The organism is Streptomyces sp. NPDC004065, from assembly GCF_044903565.1.
GTDB lineage: Bacteria > Actinomycetota > Actinomycetes > Streptomycetales > Streptomycetaceae > Streptomyces.
In genome coordinates this window covers 48,923-66,699 of sequence record NZ_JBJDQT010000004.1, presented here as the reverse complement: position 1 = coordinate 66,699, position 17,777 = coordinate 48,923, and the positions used below count along the sequence as shown (strand labels likewise).

The 17,777-nt window shown below is 75.4% G+C and carries 14 protein-coding genes and 1 pseudogene; 10 read left to right on the top strand and 5 right to left on the bottom strand.

Annotated features, from left to right (window positions below; translation table 11 throughout):
- Nucleotides 1–149: 149 nt before the first annotated feature.
- Complete coding sequence (locus tag ACI2LW_RS07670; RefSeq protein ID WP_404730246.1) at nucleotides 150–1,811, bottom strand: carboxylesterase/lipase family protein; 1,662 nt, start codon at nucleotides 1,809–1,811, stop codon at nucleotides 150–152.
- 775 nt (nucleotides 1,812–2,586) lie between these two features.
- On the opposite strand from ACI2LW_RS07670, the gene ACI2LW_RS07665 reads away from it, so the two are divergent.
- The gene (locus ACI2LW_RS07665; RefSeq protein ID WP_404730245.1) at nucleotides 2,587–3,600 is read left to right on the top strand and encodes a hydroxyacid dehydrogenase; all 1,014 of its coding nucleotides are present in this window, start codon (nucleotides 2,587–2,589) and stop codon (nucleotides 3,598–3,600) included.
- A 28-nt stretch (nucleotides 3,601–3,628) separates the two neighbouring features.
- Here ACI2LW_RS07665 and ACI2LW_RS07660 read toward each other — a convergent pair whose 3' ends face one another.
- Both ACI2LW_RS07660 and ACI2LW_RS07655 read right to left on the bottom strand, forming a co-directional pair.
- Nucleotides 3,629–4,480 carry an oxaloacetate decarboxylase gene (locus ACI2LW_RS07660; RefSeq protein ID WP_404730244.1) on the bottom strand — a complete coding sequence of 284 codons (852 nt, stop codon included), beginning with the start codon at nucleotides 4,478–4,480 and terminating at the stop codon, nucleotides 3,629–3,631.
- Nucleotides 4,481–4,658: 178 nt separating this feature from the next.
- A pseudogene (locus tag ACI2LW_RS07655) lies at nucleotides 4,659–5,313 on the bottom strand (ThuA domain-containing protein).
- Nucleotides 5,314–5,472: 159 nt separating this feature from the next.
- Between ACI2LW_RS07655 and ACI2LW_RS07650 the strand changes: the two are divergent.
- A complete protein-coding gene (locus tag ACI2LW_RS07650; protein WP_404730243.1) occupies nucleotides 5,473–6,102 on the top strand; it encodes a VOC family protein in 630 nt (209 codons plus the stop codon).
- A 123-nt stretch (nucleotides 6,103–6,225) separates the two neighbouring features.
- Entirely contained in the window at nucleotides 6,226–6,633 is a 408-nt protein-coding gene (locus tag ACI2LW_RS07645) for a VOC family protein (RefSeq protein WP_404730242.1), read from the top strand.
- Here the strand turns inward: ACI2LW_RS07645 and ACI2LW_RS07640 are convergent.
- Both ACI2LW_RS07640 and ACI2LW_RS07635 read right to left on the bottom strand, forming a co-directional pair.
- Nucleotides 6,610–7,302: a helix-turn-helix domain-containing protein gene (locus ACI2LW_RS07640; RefSeq protein WP_404730241.1), complete on the bottom strand. Its 693-nt coding sequence runs from the start codon at nucleotides 7,300–7,302 to the stop codon at nucleotides 6,610–6,612. The two genes, ACI2LW_RS07645 and ACI2LW_RS07640, sit on opposite strands and share 24 nt — an antisense overlap.
- Before the next feature lie 50 nt (nucleotides 7,303–7,352).
- Nucleotides 7,353–8,513, bottom strand: a complete 1,161-nt coding sequence (locus ACI2LW_RS07635; RefSeq protein ID WP_404730240.1) for a YihY/virulence factor BrkB family protein — start codon at nucleotides 8,511–8,513, stop codon at nucleotides 7,353–7,355.
- A 253-nt stretch (nucleotides 8,514–8,766) separates the two neighbouring features.
- Here ACI2LW_RS07635 and ACI2LW_RS07630 point away from each other — a divergent pair, with 253 nt between their 5' ends.
- From ACI2LW_RS07630 to ACI2LW_RS07600, 7 genes are all read left to right on the top strand, one after another.
- Nucleotides 8,767–10,401, top strand: coding sequence for an acyl-CoA dehydrogenase family protein (locus ACI2LW_RS07630; RefSeq protein ID WP_404730239.1), 1,635 nt, complete (start codon nucleotides 8,767–8,769; stop codon nucleotides 10,399–10,401).
- Nucleotides 10,402–10,939: 538 nt separating this feature from the next.
- Nucleotides 10,940–12,229 (top strand): GAF domain-containing protein, encoded by a 1,290-nt coding sequence (locus tag ACI2LW_RS07625; protein WP_404730238.1) that lies wholly within the window; start codon nucleotides 10,940–10,942, stop codon nucleotides 12,227–12,229.
- A 477-nt stretch (nucleotides 12,230–12,706) separates the two neighbouring features.
- Nucleotides 12,707–14,065 carry a hypothetical protein gene (locus ACI2LW_RS07620; protein ID WP_404730237.1) on the top strand — a complete coding sequence of 453 codons (1,359 nt, stop codon included), beginning with the start codon at nucleotides 12,707–12,709 and terminating at the stop codon, nucleotides 14,063–14,065.
- Nucleotides 14,066–14,274: 209 nt separating this feature from the next.
- Nucleotides 14,275–14,847, top strand: a complete 573-nt coding sequence (locus ACI2LW_RS07615) for a GNAT family N-acetyltransferase (protein WP_404730236.1) — start codon at nucleotides 14,275–14,277, stop codon at nucleotides 14,845–14,847.
- Between the two features lie 338 nt (nucleotides 14,848–15,185).
- The gene (locus ACI2LW_RS07610; protein WP_404730235.1) at nucleotides 15,186–16,883 is read left to right on the top strand and encodes a nitrite/sulfite reductase; all 1,698 of its coding nucleotides are present in this window, start codon (nucleotides 15,186–15,188) and stop codon (nucleotides 16,881–16,883) included.
- A complete protein-coding gene (locus tag ACI2LW_RS07605; RefSeq protein WP_404730234.1) occupies nucleotides 16,880–17,062 on the top strand; it encodes a hypothetical protein in 183 nt (60 codons plus the stop codon). The genes ACI2LW_RS07610 and ACI2LW_RS07605 overlap by 4 nt, the downstream gene beginning before the upstream one ends.
- Complete coding sequence (locus ACI2LW_RS07600) at nucleotides 17,059–17,769, top strand: phosphoadenylyl-sulfate reductase (protein WP_404730233.1); 711 nt, start codon at nucleotides 17,059–17,061, stop codon at nucleotides 17,767–17,769. The genes ACI2LW_RS07605 and ACI2LW_RS07600 overlap by 4 nt, the downstream gene beginning before the upstream one ends.
- Nucleotides 17,770–17,777: the final 8 nt, after the last annotated feature.

Below are 17,777 nucleotides of genomic sequence, written 5' to 3'. Positions count from 1 at the left end.
AGGCGCACGGTAGCCCCGTTGCCCGCCCCGGCCCGCCCGGTCCGGCCCCGGAGACCACGCCGCATCCGTTCAGCCGGGCGGGACCCGGCTCCCGGCTCCCGGCCCGCGCCCCGATCGGAGCGCCGCAGTCGCGGCGGGGGCGCGTGGCGTCAGGCGCCGCGGATGCCGCCGGTGCGGCGGAGACGGCGTACCACCGCGCGCAGGTCGGCCGCCCGCACGGCCACGCCGTCCGCCGGGGTGCCGGGAGCGGCCTCCGGGGTGCCGGGAGCGGCCTCCGGCACGGGCGCGGGGGCCGGGGCGGGCGCGGGGGCCGGGGCGGCCGTCCACAGGGCGAGTTCGGCGTCCCTCGGCCCGAGGGCGGTGTACGGCGCACCGTCGCCGAGGACCCGTACCGGATGCGTGGCGTCCCAGGGCTCCCAGCCGGGGTCGCCCTCGGTGACGAAGCGCACCCAGGCCCGGTGCATGGTGTCGGCCAGCTCCTGCGGGGCGCCCTCCCCGGCCAGCCGCCGGGAGTCCGGGACGTCACCGGTGTCGAAGACGAAGCCCAGCTCCAGGGCGTGGCAGGCGCCCAGGCCGGGCAGCAGCGAGGGCCAGGCGAACTCGTACACGTACGACGATCCGGGGCGGGCGTCGGCCAGCCGGTGCAGGGGGCGGCGCAGCAGATGGTCGGTGACCAGCTGGCCGACGATCTCGGCGGTGCCGGCCCGCGGATCGAGGGCGCGGTAGCCGCGAACCACCTCGTGCCCGCAGTGGCAGCGGGCCATGGCCCCGGCCAGCGCGACCGCGCCGAGCCGGTCGACCCGCTCCAGCAGGCCGCCGGGCACCAGCCACAGCCGGTACTCCTCGCGGGTCCAGCCCATCAGCAGCCGGGCGTCCCGCGCGGCGTCGCCGTCCACCAGCGCCTGGAGCGGGTCGCGCGGGACGAGGTCGCCGTCGACGACGATGCCGAAGGCGGGCCCGCCGAGGACCGGGCTGCTGAGCCGGCCGACCTCGGCCTGGGTGCGCAGCAGCAGGTCCCGGTCGACGGCGGCGAAGGCCTCCGCGGTGGCGGGCACCTTCAGCCGGGCCGCCATCCGGCGCACCATCCGCCGCACCTTGTCCCGCTCGGAGGCCTCCGGGGGTCCGCTCTGCAGCACGGCCTGCCGGAACAGGCCCTGGGCCTGGGGAGCGGCGATCAGGGCGCCGGTGCTGATCGCCCCGGCCGACTGGCCGCACAGGGTGATCCGGTCCGGGTCGCCGCCGAACGCGCCGATGGACTCGCGCACCCACCGCAGGGCGGCGAGCTGGTCGCGCAGGCCGGCGTTGGCGGGGGCGTCGGGGAACAGGCCGTAGCCCTCCACGCCGAGGCGGTAGTTGACCGAGACGAACACGACGCCGTCCCGGGCGAAGGCGCGCCCGTCGTACACGGGCACGGCCGAGGAGCCGCGGGTGAGCGCACCGCCGTGCAGCCACACCAGGACCGGCAGCCGGGCGCCGGGGCCCGGCTCGGGCGTCCAGACGTTGAGGTTGAGGCACTCGTCACCGGGGACCACCGGGTCGGACAGGTACTTCGCGAACGCCTCCGAGTACGGCGGTTTCGGCGCGGTGGGCCCGAAGGAGCCCGCGTCGCGCACCCCGTCCCAGGGCTCGGGCGGGACCGGCGGACGGAACCGGTGGGGGCCGAAGGGCGGTGCGGCGTACGGGATGCCCCGGAACACCGCCACACCGTGCTCGTACCTGCCGCGTACCGCCCCGTACGGCGTCGCGGCCACGGGCCCCGCCGGCCCGGCAGGCTCCGCCGCTGGCCGGCCTGGGCGCTCCGCGCGACTCATGTGCCCCATCGTGCCCACCAGCCCTTCACACACTCACCCGCCCCAGTACCAACAAAGCGCCCCGTCGTCCCGCGGTATTCCGTGCGGATACCGCGCGGTATCCGCACGGAATACCGGCAGCACACGGGCCGACGGCACACGGGACGCCTGGCGCACGGGCCGACGGCACACGGGCCGGCGGACACCCGTTCGGGGCGCGCCGGACGCCCTTGCCCGGGCGCGCCCGGCCCGTGCACCGCGCGTCCCGGATGCGCCGGCCTGTGCGCCAGGCATCCCGAACGCGCCGGCCCCGCACCCGTCCCGGGCGCCTTCCGCACCCGGCCGTCCGGGCGGGGCGCCCTGCCGGAAGCCGGCCCGGACGGAACGCCCTGCCGAGGGCGCCCCGCCGAGAGCGCCCCTGCCGACGACCCGGGCGGGCGCCACCGCCGACGACCGACACCGAGCCCAGGCGTGACCGCCGACGACCGACACCGAAGCCGGGCGTCACCGCCCGCGCCCGCCCGGACGGCCGCGGTCCCGTCGCCGAGGCACCCACGTCCCCTCACCGGACACCACGGCCCGTCCGTCACCGGACACCCATGGCCCGCCCCGTCGCCCGACGCCCACGTCCCGTCGCCCGACACCCATGCCCCGTCGCCGGACGCCCCCTCGCTCCTGCCCCCTTGCTCCTGGCCCCTGTCCCCTCGCCCCTGGCCCCGGCCCCTGCCCCAACCCCTCGGCGGAACCTACGGTGGAAGCCGCTCGCGTAGAGGCTTCCCACAACCCCGGGAGGGTCATGCCCAGCGCCCAGCCGCCCACGGCGGTGTTCGCCATGGACCCGGTGCACCTGCCGCTGCTCTTCCCGCCGCCCCTGATGGCGCGGCTGCGCCGGACGGCGGCGATCGACCCGGACCTCGTCGTGCGGGACTTCGGCGATCCGGCCGCCGCCGGTCCGTCGGCGGCCGCCGAGGTGCTGGTCACCGGATGGGGCTGCCCCCGGCTGGACGCCGCCGCGCTGGAGGTGCTGCCCCGGCTGCGGGCCGTGCTGCACGCCGCCGGCTCGGTCCGCGCGCTCGTCGGCGAGGCCGTGTGGGAGCGCGGCATCGCGGTGTCCAGCGCGGCGGCCGCGAACGCCGTCCCGGTCGCCGAGTACACGCTCGCGATGATCCTGCTGGCGGGCAAGGACGCCTTCGCCCACCGCGAGCGCTACCGCGCCACCCACGCCCTGCCCCCGGCCGCCGGGACCGCGGCGGCCGGCAACGCGGGCCGCCGGGTGGGGGTCGTCGGCGCCTCGCGGGTGGGCCGCCGGCTGCTGGAGCTGCTGCGGCCGTACGACTTCGAGGTGCTGCTGAGCGACCCGTACGTGGACGCCGCCGAGGCCGCCGCGCTCGGCGCCCGGGCGCTGGACCTGGAGGACCTGCTGCGCCGCAGCGACGTCGTCACCCTGCACGCGCCGGACCTGCCGGGGACCCGGCACCTGCTGGACCGGGCCCGGCTCGCCCTGATCCGGGACGGCGGGGTGCTGATCAACACCGCCCGGGGCGCGCTGGTGGACCACGACGCGCTCACCGCCGAGCTGGTCTCCGGCCGGCTGCACGCGGTCCTCGACGTGACGGAACCCGAGCCGCTGCCCGCCGGCTCGCCGCTGTTCACGCTGCCCAACGTCGTGCTGACCCCGCACATCGCGGGCTCCCTGGGCAATGAGCTCGAACGGCTGGGCCGCACGGCCGTCGGGGAACTGGAGCGGCTGGCCGCCGGACTGCCCCTGGCCCACCGGGTGCGGCGCGCGGACCTGTCCAGGATCGCCTGACCGCGGAAAAGCGCTCGGTACGGGCCTGCTACGCCCGTACCGTCCGGCGGCCCGCCATGTTCCGTTCCAGCAGCCGCGTCGCCGTCCGTACACCGACCCCGTGCACGGGGTCGGTGTCGGGGAGCCTGCCGTCGGTGCGCCCGAGCTCGGTGAGCGCGGAATCGATCGCCTCGTGCGCGGCGAACAGGCAGGGGGTGCTGTAGATGGCGACGTCCACGCCGAGGTCCGACAACTCGCCCAGCGACAGCCGCGGCGACCGGCCTCCGGCGATCTGGTTGAACAGCAGCGGCTTGTCGCCGGCGACCTCGCGCACCCGGCGGATCCACTCCACGCTGCGGATGCCGTCGACCAGGACCACGTCGGCGTCGGTGGCGGCCAGGCTCGCCGCCCGGTGCAGGATGTCGGCCTCCTCGGTGGCGTCCGTGCGGGCCACCACCACCAGATCCTGCCGGGTGGCCAGCACCTTCTCCAGCTTGACCAGGTACTCGTCGAGCGGCAGCACCTGCTTGCCGTCCGCGTGCCCGCAGCGGCGCGGCCGCTTCTGGTCCTCCAGGATCACACCGGAGGCGCCGATGCGCTCCAGTCCCTCCACCACATGGCAGGCGACCTCGGCGTCGACGTAGCCGTCGTCGATGTCGACCAGCAGATGGTGCCCGGGGAAAGCGCCCCGCAGCCGCTGTACGAACGCCACCATGTCCGGCCAGGCGATGAAGCCGATGTCCGGCAGTCCGTAGTACGACGCGGCGAAGCCGAAGCCGGAGACGAACATCCCGTCGTAGTGCCCGGCCGCGATCGACGCCGAGTACATGTCGTACACCCCGATCAGCGGGGTGGTGCCCGGTCCGGCGATCCGTTCGCGCAGCCTGTTGCCGTAACTCAAGGGTCGCTCCTCGGTGGGGGGTCGGACGCACGGCGGCACGGGGACCGCCGTGGCACGAGGGACCGCCGCGACACGACGGCCCTTTGCCGAGACGAAAGGATCTCCGGGTCCGGCGAGAACGCCCCCATGGGAATCCCTTTGCTCACCCCGATGGCGCAAGGGCTTCACCGGAGAAACGTCACTGGTCCGTCCGTCCCACCGCCCACGCGACGCCGCCCCGCAGATGCGCGCGGAAGCCGGGGTCGTCGTAGGCGTGCGAGGCGTGCCCGCGCGCGGTGTAGAAGACCCGGCCGCGGCCCTGCTCGCGGCACCACACCAGGGGATGGTCGGCGCCCATGCCGCCGCCCCGGTACGAGGACTCGTCGGCCCGGGCCAGCACCCTGGCCCGGCCGCGCGGCACGGTGTCGAAGTCGTACCACTCGTCGGTGAGGTGCCGGACCGCGGGCAGGTGCCGGGGTGGCGGGGTGGGCCCGGTCCCCGACCAGCACCCGGCCGGGCTGGTACTCCGGGTGCCGGGTGAAGCGCGCGCCCAGCAGTTCCCCGTAGTACGGCCCGTCGTACTCGGTGCAGGCCGCCGCGTGCACCCCGGCGAAACCGCCGCCCGCCTCCACGTAGGCGGCGAGCCGCGCCCGCCCGGCCGGGGTGAGCACCTCGCCGGAGGTGGAGAGGAAGACGACGGCGGCGTACCGGTCCAGGGGGCCCTCCAGCGCCGCGGGGTCCTCGCTGTGCTCGGCCTCGAAGCCGGCGAAGGAGCGTACGGCGGCGACCGCGGCCGGGATCGAGTCCTGGCGGTAGCCGGTGGTGCGGGTGAACAGGAGCAGGCGGGCCGTCATGCCGGCCGACCCTACGGCGCGCCGGCCTCGCGCGCCGGAGACCGGTGCCGTGCGGTTCGGTGCGGTGCGGTGCGGTGCGGTGCCGTGCCGTGCCGGGCCACAGCCACAGCCACAGCCCACGACCACGGCCACGGCCGCCGCCGCGTAGCCTGGAGCGGGATGAACGCCATTCCCGCGCGCCTGGACCACCTCGTCCTCGCGACCCCCGATCTGGCGGCCACCGTCGCCGACTTCGCCCGGCGCACCGGTGTGACACCGGCGCCCGGGGGCGCCCATGTCGGGCTCGGCACCCGCAACCACCTGGTCTCCCTCGGCGGCGCCCGCTATCTGGAGATCATCGGCCCCGACCCGGAGCAGCCGGCGCCCGAGGGCTCCCGGCCCTTCGCGCTGGAGCGGCTGACCGGGCCCCGGACGGTCACCTGGGCCGTGGCCGTGCGCGACCTGGACCGGGCGGTGGCCACGGCGCGCGCCCGCGGGCACGACCCGGGCGGGATACGGGAGATGAGCCGCCGGCGGCCCGACGGCACCGTGCTGCGGTGGCGGCTGACCGACGGTGCGGGGCATCCGTCCGGCCTGGTGCCGTTCCTCATCGACTGGGGCTCCTCACCGCACCCGGCCGCGTCCGGGCTGCCGGTCACCCCGCTGCTGGCGCTGTCCGCGAGCGCGCCCGACCCGGACGAACTGCGGCCGCTGCTCGCGGCGGTGGACGCGGACCTGGCGCTGACCGAGGGACCGGCCGGCCTCACCTTCACCGTGGACACCCCGCGCGGACCGGTGACCTTCGCATGACCGGTGCCCTTCGCTGACCTGCCCGGGCCGGGCGGGCACGGCACGGTTCCCTCCGCACCGTCCCGCCGTCCCGCCGTCCGATTTCTTCAAGACGTGCCTCCGGGGCGTGCCTACGGTGACGGCATGACTCCACGATTCGACGCCATCGGACTGGTCGTCTCCGACATGACGGCCTCCGTCGCCTTCTACCGCCGGCTCGGGCTGCCCTTCCCCGAGGGCTGCGAGCGGGAGCCGCACGCCGAGGCCGAACTGCCCGGCGGGGCGCGGCTGCTGCTGGACACCGAGGAGACCGTCCGCTCCTTCCACCCGGCCTGGCGGCCGCCGGCCGGCGGGGGCCGGGCCTCGCTCGCCCTGCGCTGCGACGGCCCCGCGGAGGTGGACGCGGTGTACGAGGACCTGGTGGGCGCGGGGTACCACGGAGAGCTCAAGCCCTGGGACGCCTTCTGGGGCCAGCGGTACGCCGTGGTGCACGACCCGGACGGCAACGCGGTCGACCTGTTCGCGCCGCTACCCGGGGCCGCCGCCCAGTAGCGTCCCGAGCGGCATGCCCGTCAGGGCGCGTACGTCCCGCGCCAGGTGGGCCTGGTCGGCGAAGCCCGCCCGGGCCGCCGTCTCGGCGAACGGCAGGCCCTCGCGGGCCAGGGCGAGGGCGCGTTGCAGCCGCAGGACGCGGGCCAGTGTCTTGGGGCCGTAGCCGAAGGCGGTCAGGGAGCGGCGGTGCAGCCGGCGGGCGCCGATGCCGAGCGCGTCGGCGGTCGCCCCGACCGGGCGGCCGGCCTCCAGCGCCGCGACGAGGCGCAGCAGGAGCGGGTCGGGCGGCCCGGCCTCGGCGGCCCGCTCCAGGGCGATCTCCTCGAGCGCCGCGGCCGGGTCCGGGGCCGCCTCCAGGCGTGCGCACAGCCGCCGGACCACGGCCGCGGGCCACAGGTCGCCGAGGTCGACGCGCCGGTCGCGCAGTTCGTGGGCGGGCACGCCCAGGCAGGCCGGCGCGGTGCCGGGGAAGAACCGCAGCCCGGTCCACGGCACGGGCGGGCCCGAGGGGTCGTACGCGCGCGTGTCCGGGCCGGCGACCAGCAGCCGCCCGCCGCTCCACATCAGATCCATGCACCCGTCCGGCAGCACGGGCCGGACCCCGGTGGCATCCGGGGTCTTCCGCCACAGCACCGCGCCGGACAGCCGGGAGCGCCGTTCCACGTACACCCGCCCAGGCTACGCGGGGACGGCGAGGGGGCCCGCCGGGCGTCGGCCGGTCACTTGCCGGTCGAGGAGCCGTTCTGGTCGTTCTTGTGCGGGCCGCGCGCGTTGCCGCTCTTCACATGGGCGCGCAGGCGGGCCGTCACGTCCTCCGGGGGCAGGAAGCGGGACCAGCGCTCGGGGAACTCCGAGGGCATGTCCGGGTCGTCGGGGTCGCTCTCGCGGGCCGCGGCGGCACGGGCGACGTACTCGGCGATCTGCGCCTCGCGCACCCGCTCGTTCGCGGCGCGGGCCGCGGCCGTCGCGGCGGCCGGCCACACCCGGTCGATCGCGGCGTTGACCGCGGCCCCGACGAGCACCGCGAACGCGGACACACCGATCCACAGCAGCACCGCGACGGGCGCGGCCAGCGAGCCGTAGATGGTCGGGCCCTCGACGGTGCTGGTGAGGTAGATGCGCAGCAGGAAGCTGCACACCACCCACATGGCCAGGGCGACCAGGGCGCCGGGCACGTCCTCGATCCACGGCGAGCGCACGGGCACGGACACGTGGTACAGCGTGGTCAGGAACGCCACCGACAGCACGATCACCACCGGCCAGTACAGGATCTGCACGACCGTCGTCGACCAGGGCACGATCCGCACCACCGCGTCCGGGCCCGCCACCATCAGCGGCAGCGCCACCGAGCCGATCAGCAGGGCCACCACGAACAGCCCGAAGGCCAGCAGCCGGGTCCTGACGATGCCGCGCACGCCGTCGAGGCCGTACATCACGGTGATCGTGTCGATGAAGACGTTCACCGCGCGCGAGCCCGACCACAGGGCGAAGACGAAGCCGATCGAGATGACGTCGGGCCGGCCGCCCTTCATCACGTCCCGCAGGATCGGCTGGGTGATCTCCCGGACGCCCTCGTCGGACAGGACGGTGCGGGAGGCGTCGAGGATGTTGCGCTCCAGGCTGGCTATGGTGTGCGCGCCGGTCCAGGTGTCGACGTAGAAGAGCAGTCCGATCAGGCTGAGCAGCAGCGGGGGCACCGACAGCAGGGAGAAGAACGCGGCCTCGGCCGCCAGGCCCAGGATGCGGTACTCCACGCACGAGTTGACGGTGTCCTTCAGCAGCAGCCAGGCCGTGCGGCGTTTGGACACGTTCCGGTAGAGGGCTCGGGCCCGGTGGAGGCGGCCGGACGGCCTGTCGGGGGTCTCACTGGCTGACTGCACGACCCAAAGGTATCCCTGCCCGGGCCCCTCCTTCTCCCCGGCCGGGTGCGGCGACCAGGCAGGACGCCGCCGCCCGGCCGCGCCCGGCCCCGCACGGCCGCGGCGGGCACGCGCACGGCCGTGCGGCGGGGCCGGTTCCCGGGGCGGCCGGTGCCGTGCGGGGCAACCGGTGCCGTACGGCGGGACCGGCCCCCGGGGCGGCCGGTGCCGCGTGCCTGGTGAGCGGAGCGGCACCGCGGGTAGGTTCCGTTCCATGGCAGAGCGCACGCACACCGTGACCAATCAGGCGCCGCCCCTGGTCGGCCACGACGTCTTCACCGCCGACCGCGCCCTGGTCGAGGCCGTCGAGCGGCACGTGGGCGCGGAGCTGCTGGAGGAGGTGCGCGGCGAGCTGGCGGCACTGGGCCGGTCGGCCGGCTCCGCCCAGCTCCAGGAGTGGGGTGCGCTCGCCAACGACAACCCGCCGCGGCTGCACACCCACGACCGCTACGGCCACCGCCTGGACGAGGTGGAGTTCCACCCGGCCTGGCACCGGCTGCTCGGCAAGGGCGTCTCGGCCGGTCTGACCGCGGCGTGGTCGCGTCCGGCGGGGCACGTGCGGCGGGCGGCGGCCTTCCTGGTGTGGACGCAGGTCGAGGCCGGCAACGGCTGCCCGCTGTCGATGACCCACGCGGCGGTGCCGGCCCTGCGCGCCGAACCGGAGCTGGCCGCCGAGTGGGAGCCGCGGCTGACGTCGATGATCTACGACCGCGAACTGCGGCCCGCGCATCTCAAGGCCGGGGCGCTGTTCGGGATGGGCATGACCGAGAAGCAGGGCGGCAGCGACGTGCGCGCCAACACCACCGCCGCGCGGCCGCTGGCCGAGGCGGGGACGTACGAGCTGACCGGGCACAAGTGGTTCTGCTCGGCGCCGATGTCGGACGGCTTCCTGGTGCTGGCGCGGGCGCCCGGCGGGCTCACCTGCTTCCTGGTGCCGCGCGTGCTGCCGGACGGCACGCGGAACGTGTTCCTGATCCAGCGGCTGAAGGACAAGCTCGGCAATCGGTCGAACGCCTCGGCCGAGGTCGAGTTCGACGGGACCTGGGCCCGCCGGGTCGGCGAGGAGGGGCGCGGGGTGCGCACCATCATCGAGATGGTGGCGGCGACCCGGCTGGACTGCGCGCTGGGCTCGGCCGGTCTGATGCGGCAGGCGGTGACGCAGGCCGTGCACCACTGCGCGCACCGCGAGGCCTTCGGCGGGCTGCTCGTCGACAAGCCGCTGATGCGCAACGTCCTGGCGGACCTGGCGCTGGAGTCGGAGGCGGCGACCACGCTCGCGCTGCGGCTCGCGGCGGCCTGCGACGACGGCGGCGAGCAGGAGCGCGCGCTGCTGCGGATCGCGCTGCCGGCCGCCAAGTACTGGGTGACCAAGCGGTGCGCGCCGGTGGTGGTGGAGGCCGCCGAGTGCCTGGGCGGCAACGGGTACGTGGAGGAGTTCCCGCTGCCCCGGCTGGTGCGCGAGTCGCCGCTGAACTCCATCTGGGAGGGCGCGGGCAACGTCCAGGCGCTGGACGTGCTGCGGGCACTGCGGCGGGAGCCGGGCGCCCTGGACGCGTATCTGCGGGAGGTGGGGCGGGCGCGGGGCGCCGACCACCGGCTGGACGGGGCGATCAAGAACCTGCTCACCGAACTCGCCGACCTGGAGGGCGTGGAGGCCCGCGCCCGGCGGCTGGTGGAGCGGCTGGCGCTGGTGCTCCAGGGGGCGCTGCTGGTGCAGTACGCGCCGCCCGAGGTGGCCGACGCCTTCTGCGCCTCCCGGCTGGGCGGGGACTGGGGCGCGGCCTTCGGCACCCTGCCCCGCACCCTGGACCTGCGCGCGGTGGTGGAACGGGCCCGGGTGCACGTCTGACGGGTGCGGGTGCGTGTCTCGTCCGCCCGCCGCCGCTCGCGCACGGACAGCGGTCGCGGTGCGCGGCCGTGGCGGAGGCCGGGTATCCGGGTGCCCCGGGTATCCGGGTGCCCCGGGTATCCGGGTGCCCCGGGTATCCGGGTGTCCCGGGTATCCGGGTGCCCCGGTGTCCCAGGTGCGCCGGCGACCGGAACCGGACTCCCGCGGCCCGCGCGGGACCGGGGCGGGCGACCGGTTTTCCGGTGGATTCAGGCCGCGGCGCGGGGGTGGTGCTGCGCCGACACGGCACCACCCCCGCTTCCTGGCCCTTCGCGGCCACATACGTCGCACGCAGCGACATTGACCAATCCTCAAGCAGTCGGCGGTGGTTCACCAGGGTTGCAGAGGGTTGCAACCTCACCTTCCGCGGTGACCGGACTCGGCCCCTCCGGCGGCGCGGGGCGGCACTATGAACCGGACAGCCGCGACGGCGCCGGGGAGTGGCCGGTGGACCTCGGGGAGACCGGTTGTCCGCGACCCCTGCCGGTGGGAGGAACCAGTGGCGAAGGCGCCGACGGACGTCACGCGGCTCGCCGCCGTCGACACGGCGCGCGCGGCACGGGTGCTCAGCGAGGTGCGTTCGGCGACGCTCGCCGGGCAGCGCGCCCGCCTGGCGCCGCGCCCGGTGATCGGGCGGTCCTGGGAGCGGGTACGGCGCAGCGGTGTGGACCCCGATCGCGGCTTCCGCCCCGCACCGCTGCCCCTGGAGGAGGTCGAACGGCGCCGGGAGGCCTCACCGCTGCGGCACGCGCTGCCGGTGCTGCGCGAGGGACTGCTGTCGGTCGCCGATGTCGCGCAGCACATCATGGTGGTCGCCGACGACGAAGGCCGGGTGCTGTGGCGCGAGGGCAGCGTGCCGGTGCTGCGCAGGGCGGACGAGCTCGGGTTCGAAGTGGGCGCGGACTGGCGGGAGGACGTCGTGGGCACCAACGGCGTCGGCACCCCGGCCGTGGTGCGCCGGCCCGTCCAGGTCTTCGCCTCCGAGCACTTCGTGCGCTCCCACACCTCGTGGACCTGCACCGGCGCCCCGATCACCGACCCGCGCGACGGCAGGCTGCTCGGTGTGGTGGACGTCAGCGGGCCGCTGGAGACCATGCACCCGGCCACCGTCGCCTGGGTGGGCTCGGTGGCCAAACTGGCCGAGGCCAGGCTGCGGGAGCTGCACCTGTCCTCGCTGGAGCGGCTGCGGGCGGTCGCCGCGCCGGTGCTGGCCCGGATCGGCGGCCGGGCCGCGGTGGTGGACCGGGACGGCTGGACGGCGGCCGTGTCCGGCATGCCGTACACACCCCGGATCCCGCTGCCCAAGTCGCCCTCGGCGGGCCGCCGGTGGCTGCCCGCGGTCGGCCTGTGCACGCTGGAACCGCTGGCGGGCGGCTGGCTGCTGCGCGCCGGCGAGGAACCGGCCCCGCACGGGCGGGCGCGGATCGTGCTGGACCTGTCCGGGCCGCGCCGCTGGACGGTCACCGTGTCCGGCGCCGCCGGCTCGTGGACCCACGAACTCAGCCCGAGACACGCCGAGTTGCTCTATCTGCTGGCGGTGCACCGGTCCGGCCGCAGCGCCGCGGGACTGGCCGAGGACCTGTTCGGGGACCCGGACCGCCGGGTGACGGTCCGCGCCGAGATGTCCCGGATACGGCGCTATATGGGAGCCTTCCTGGACCACCGGCCGTACCGCTTCCGCGAGGACGCCGACGTCGAGGTGGCCCTCCCGGACGACCCGCGCGACCTGCTGCCGCACTCCACCGCACCCGCGGTCACGGGCGCCCGCCCACCGGCGGGCACACCGTGACGGCGTGACGCGGCGCGGCACCGTCAGGCGGGCCACTTCGCCATGACGCCGGAGCCGTGCCCGGCCGACCCACGTCGCGGCATCGTCCGGCGCCGGGCGCGACACCGGCCCGCGCGACCCGCGCGAAGTGACCCCGTACACCCGCCGACCGTGACGCACCCCGGCCCGGACCGGCCGCCGCAACCGCTGCCCGACGACCACCGAACCCGGTGCCGAGCCGGCCGGTGCAACCACCGCCCGCCCGGCCGCCGGCCCGGGTCAGGGCCGGTGGCGCGCGTACTCCCGGGGTGGCATCTTCCGCGTATTTGCCGGGTCTTCGTCCTGCGGCGCGCCGGACTGCCGTAGCATCGGTCCGGGTCACCCCATCTGCTCCTCGGTCAACGCGAGGACCACCCGGCGCAGTTGGGCCGTCCCGGCCGGCCCGGTTCGCGGCCGGGACGCGCGGAGGCGAACCGAACCCTGAAAAAGGGGGCTGTTATGGGACACCGCGGCCGGCACCGGCGGCGCAGACGAGGCAGGGCGGTACGAGCCGTCCTGGCCGGAACGGCCCTCGCCCTGACCGCCACCGCCACCCTCATCAGCACCTCGCAGGCCACCGTCGCCGCCAACCCCGGCGCGCTCAGGCCGCTGTCCTCGCCCGCCGAGCTCGCCCGGCTGCGGCTGACCGAACAGCCCGTCCCCCAGCGGTCCCTGGACCGGCTCGCCACGGCGATGGGCCACCCGGTCGGGGTCTCCGCGGTGCTGCACGGCGCCGACCGCGCCCTGCGCGACACGGGCGGCTGTTCCGCCGGCGAGAAGGAGGCGCTGCCCGTCGAGCCCGCGGCCACCCGCGCCTACTGCTGGGACGCCGCCGACGCGGCCACGCGGCGCTGGCAGCCGGCCTCCGTGACCACCTCCGGGGACGCCGCGCCGGACGGCCGCTGGGGCGGGCACCGCGTCATCCTCTCGGGCTGGACCGAGTCCAGCGGCGGCGGGGGCGGGGCGGCCCGGGTGGCCTTCGTGAACGCCGACGACCCGCACCACCTCACCTACAGCTGGGCCCTGCTCGTCGTCCCGGTGGACGGCGGACGCGACTACCGCGCCCTGCGCTCGCACGTGTCGGGCATGACCTGGTACCGCGACAAGCTGCTGGTCACCACCACCGGCGGCGAGCGCGACGCGCTGTACGTGTACGACCTGGACCGCATCCAGCGCGCCACCGTGCACAGCGACGCGATCGGCAGGGTGCCCGGCGGCTGGTCGGCGTACGGCATGCGCTGGGCCCTTCCCGCGGTGGCCTCCTACCGCGCGGCCGACGGAGGCTGCGACCGGACGGGCGGCACGGACGGCTGGGCCGGCCCGGACGACACGGCCGCCTCCTGCCCCACGGGACTGTCCCTGGACCGCACCTCCGCGCCGGCCGCCCTGGTCGCGAGCCAGGCGGGGCCCCGGGGCAGCGGACGGCACACGCGGCTGTGGCGGTACTACTTCAGCTCCGACCCCGCCCGCGCCGGACTGCTCGCCGCCGACTCCTCCGGGACCGTGCTCGCCGGCGAGGCCTGGGAGAGCAAGGCCGACGGGGTCCGGGGCGTGCTCTCCCACGCCACCGGACCGGACTCCCCCGCGGACTGGTACCTGGCGCGCTCCGCCGGCGAGGACGCCGCCCACGGCACCCTCTGGCGGCAGAACGCGCACGGAGCGCGGGCGGCCGACTGCGGCTCCGGGGACACCCACCGCTGCTGGGGCGACGGCACCGGCTCGCTCGCCTACTGGCCGCAGACCGGCGAGCTGTGGTCCCTGTCCGGACGGACCCTGTTCGCGCTGCCGTTGTCCTCGGTGGACCGGTCGCTGCGCTGACCGGCGCCGCCCGACCGGTCACCGCGAGGACTGGGGGCACCGCCCGACCGGTCACCGCCAGGCCCGGCACCACCGGTCCGCGACCGCCCGCCACCACGGCCCCGTGCCCCGCACCGCGCCCCGCCTCGCCCCGCGACCGCCCACCGCCCACCGCCCACCGCCCGGACGCGCGTCGACAGGGAGCCGGTCCGGATGATTCCCTGGCCGGCATGACGCACATCGCCGTGACCACCTGGTCCCTGGAGCAGACCGCCCCGACCGACCTCCTGCCGGCCGCCACCCCCGAGGGCGACGTCCGGATCGTCCGCTCCGAGATGCCCTCGCCCGAGTTCAGCCGGTTCCTGTACGCGTCGGTGGGCGGCGACATCCGCTGGACCGACCGGCTCGGCTGGTCGTACGCGCGCTGGCGGGAGTACCTGGACCGTCCGGGCGTCGAGACGTGGGTGGCGTACGAGCGGGGCACACCGGCGGGGTACGTCGAACTGGACCCGCAGGACGACGGCGTGGTGGAGATCGCCTACTTCGGGCTGATCCCCGCCTTCCGCGGCCGGCGGATCGGCGGGCACCTGCTGGCCCACGGCACCGCCCGCGCCTGGGACCTCGCCGACCGCTGGCCGGGCCTGGCCACCACCAAGCGGGTGTGGCTGCACACCTGCAGCAAGGACGGCGAGCACGCGATGGACAACTACCTGCGGCGCGGCTTCAAGCTGTTCGACACCAAGGTCGAGGAGGAACCGGAGGTTGCCACTCCGGGACCCTGGCCGGGGGCGTACCCGGCCTGACCTGGACCGACGCGGCCGGCGCCGCGCCATGTGAGCCACGACACCCTTGTTCCGCATTCCGGGACAAGGGTGTCCGCATGATGGACGAAGCTGGACTGTGCCGAGATCGCCGTGCCACGCTGCCGTCATGTCTGGAACTGGAATCGCCTTGGTGAGCCGACGGCACGTCGACCACGGCCGCATGTCCAGCGCCATCTGTCCGGCGAGCTGATCCGCCAGCGACGCCGCGTTCCCCCCTGCTTATCCCCTCGCCTGCCGCGCAATGACGCGCAAGCCTGCCCTTGTGCCGGCGCGCAGGTCAGAGCCGCTTTCCGCCTGTCCCGAAGGACGTGTCAACCATGGCCGCCACGCCGCCGAACCCTGCCGCCGCGACTTCCCGCCGCAAGGTGAGCCGTCACCGCGGCGAGGGGCAGTGGGCCGCGGGGCACTTCACCCCGCTCAACGGCAACGAGCAGTTCAAGAAGGACGACGACGGTCTCAATGTGCGGACACGCATTGAGACGATCTACTCCAAGCGCGGCTTCGACTCGATCGACCCCAACGACCTGCGCGGCCGGATGCGCTGGTGGGGCCTGTACACCCAGCGCAAGCCCGGGATCGACGGCGGCAGGACCGGGATCCTGGAGCCGGAGGAGCTGGACGACCGCTACTTCATGCTGCGGGTCCGCATCGACGGCGGCCGGCTCACCACCGCGCAGCTGCGCGTCATCGGGGAGATCTCCCAGGAGTTCGCGCGCGGCACCGCCGACATCACCGACCGGCAGAACGTCCAGTACCACTGGATCCGCATCGAGGACGTGCCCGAGATCTGGAACCGTCTGGAGGCGGTCGGCCTGTCCACGGTGACCGCCTGCGGCGACACCCCGCGCGTGATGATCGGTTCGCCGGTCGCCGGCATCGCCGAGGACGAGATCATCGACGGCACCCCCGCGCTGGAGGAGATCCAGCGCCGGGTGCTGGGCAACAAGGCGTACTCGAACCTGCCGAGGAAGTTCAAGACGGCCATCTCCGGCTCCCCGCTGCTGGACGTGGTCCACGAGATCAACGACGTCGCCTTCGTCGGCGTACGCCACCCCGAGCACGGGCCCGGCTTCGACCTGTGGGTCGGCGGCGGTCTGTCCACCAACCCCAAGCTGGGGGTGCGGCTGGGCGCCTGGGTGCCCATCGAGGACGTCCCGGACGTCTACGAGGGCGTGCTGTCGATCTTCCGCGACTACGGCTACCGCCGGCTGCGCAACCGGGCGCGGCTGAAGTTCCTGGTCGCCGACTGGGGCGCGGAGAAGTTCCGGCAGGTGCTCGAGGACGAGTACGTGGGGCGCAAGCTGATCGACGGGCCCGCCCCCGAGCAGCCGGTGCAGCGGTGGCGCGACCACATCGGTGTGCACCGCCAGAAGGACGGCCGCTACTACGTCGGCTTCGCCCCGCGGGTGGGCCGCGTCGACGGCGCCACGCTCACGAAGATCGCCGAGCTGGCCGAGGCGCACGGCTCCGCCCGGGTGCGGACCACCGTCGAGCAGAAGATGATCATCCTCGATGTCGCGGAGGGCCGGGTCGACTCGCTCGTCGAGGGGCTGGAGGCGCTGGACCTCACCGCCCGGCCGTCCTCCTTCCGGCGCGGCACCATGGCCTGCACCGGCATCGAGTTCTGCAAGCTCGCCATCGTGGAGACCAAGCAGCGCGGTTCGACGCTGATCGACGAACTGGAGCGCCGCCTGCCGGAGTTCGACGAGCCGATCACCATCAACCTCAACGGCTGCCCCAACGCCTGCGCCCGCATCCAGGTCGCGGACATCGGTCTCAAGGGCCAGCTCGTGCTGAACGAGCACGGCGAGCAGGTCGAGGGCTACCAGGTGCACCTGGGCGGCGCGCTCGGCCTGGAGCCGGGGTTCGGCCGCAAGGTGCGCGGCCTGAAGGTCACCGCGGAGGAGCTGCCGGACTACGTGGAGCGGGTGCTGCGGCGCTACCTGGCCGGGCGCGAGGACGGCGAGCGGTTCGCCGCCTGGGCCGCACGCGCCCCGCAGGAGGCCCTGTCGTGAGCGAGCGGGCGGCTCCCTTCTACTGCCCCTACTGCGGCGAGGAGGACCTGCGGCCGGGCGAAGAGGGCCACGGGGCGTGGGAGTGCGGGGCGTGCAACCGGGCCTTCCGGCTGAAGTTCCTCGGGCTGCTGGCCCGGGGCTTCGGCCGAGCCGACGACGGAGGGGACGGACAGGCATGACGACGGCTCAGCAAGAGCGCACGGACGAGGAGTGGAAGGCGCTGGCCGAGCGGGCCGGCCGGGAACTGGAGGACGCCACCGCGCTGGAGATCCTCCAGTGGGCGGCCGCGACCTTCGGCAGGCGGTTCTGCGTGACCTCCTCCATGGAGGACGCGGTGGTCGCCCACCTCGCCTCCCGCGCCCTGCCCGGAGTGGACGTGGTGTTCCTCGACACCGGCTACCACTTCCCGGAGACCATCGGCACCCGCGACGCCGTGGAGGCGGTGATGGACGTCAACGTCATCACCCTCACCCCGCGGCAGACCGTCGCCGAGCAGGACGCCGAGTACGGCCCGAGGCTGCACGACCGCGACCCCGACCTGTGCTGCCGGCTGCGCAAGGTGCGGCCGCTGGAGGAGGGCCTGACGGGCTACCGGGCCTGGGCGACCGGCCTGCGCCGCGACGAGTCCCCCACCCGGGCGAACACCCCCGTGGTCGGCTGGGACGAGCGGCGGCGCAAGGTCAAGATCTCCCCGATCGCCCGCTGGACCCAGGACGACGTGGACGCCTACGTCGCCGAACACGGCGTACTGACCAACCCGTTGCTGATGGACGGCTACGGCTCCATCGGCTGCGCGCCCTGCACCCGCCGGCTGCTCGAGGGCGAGGACGCGCGCGCCGGCCGCTGGGCGGGCAGCGCCAAGACCGAGTGCGGGCTGCACGGATGACGAACCCT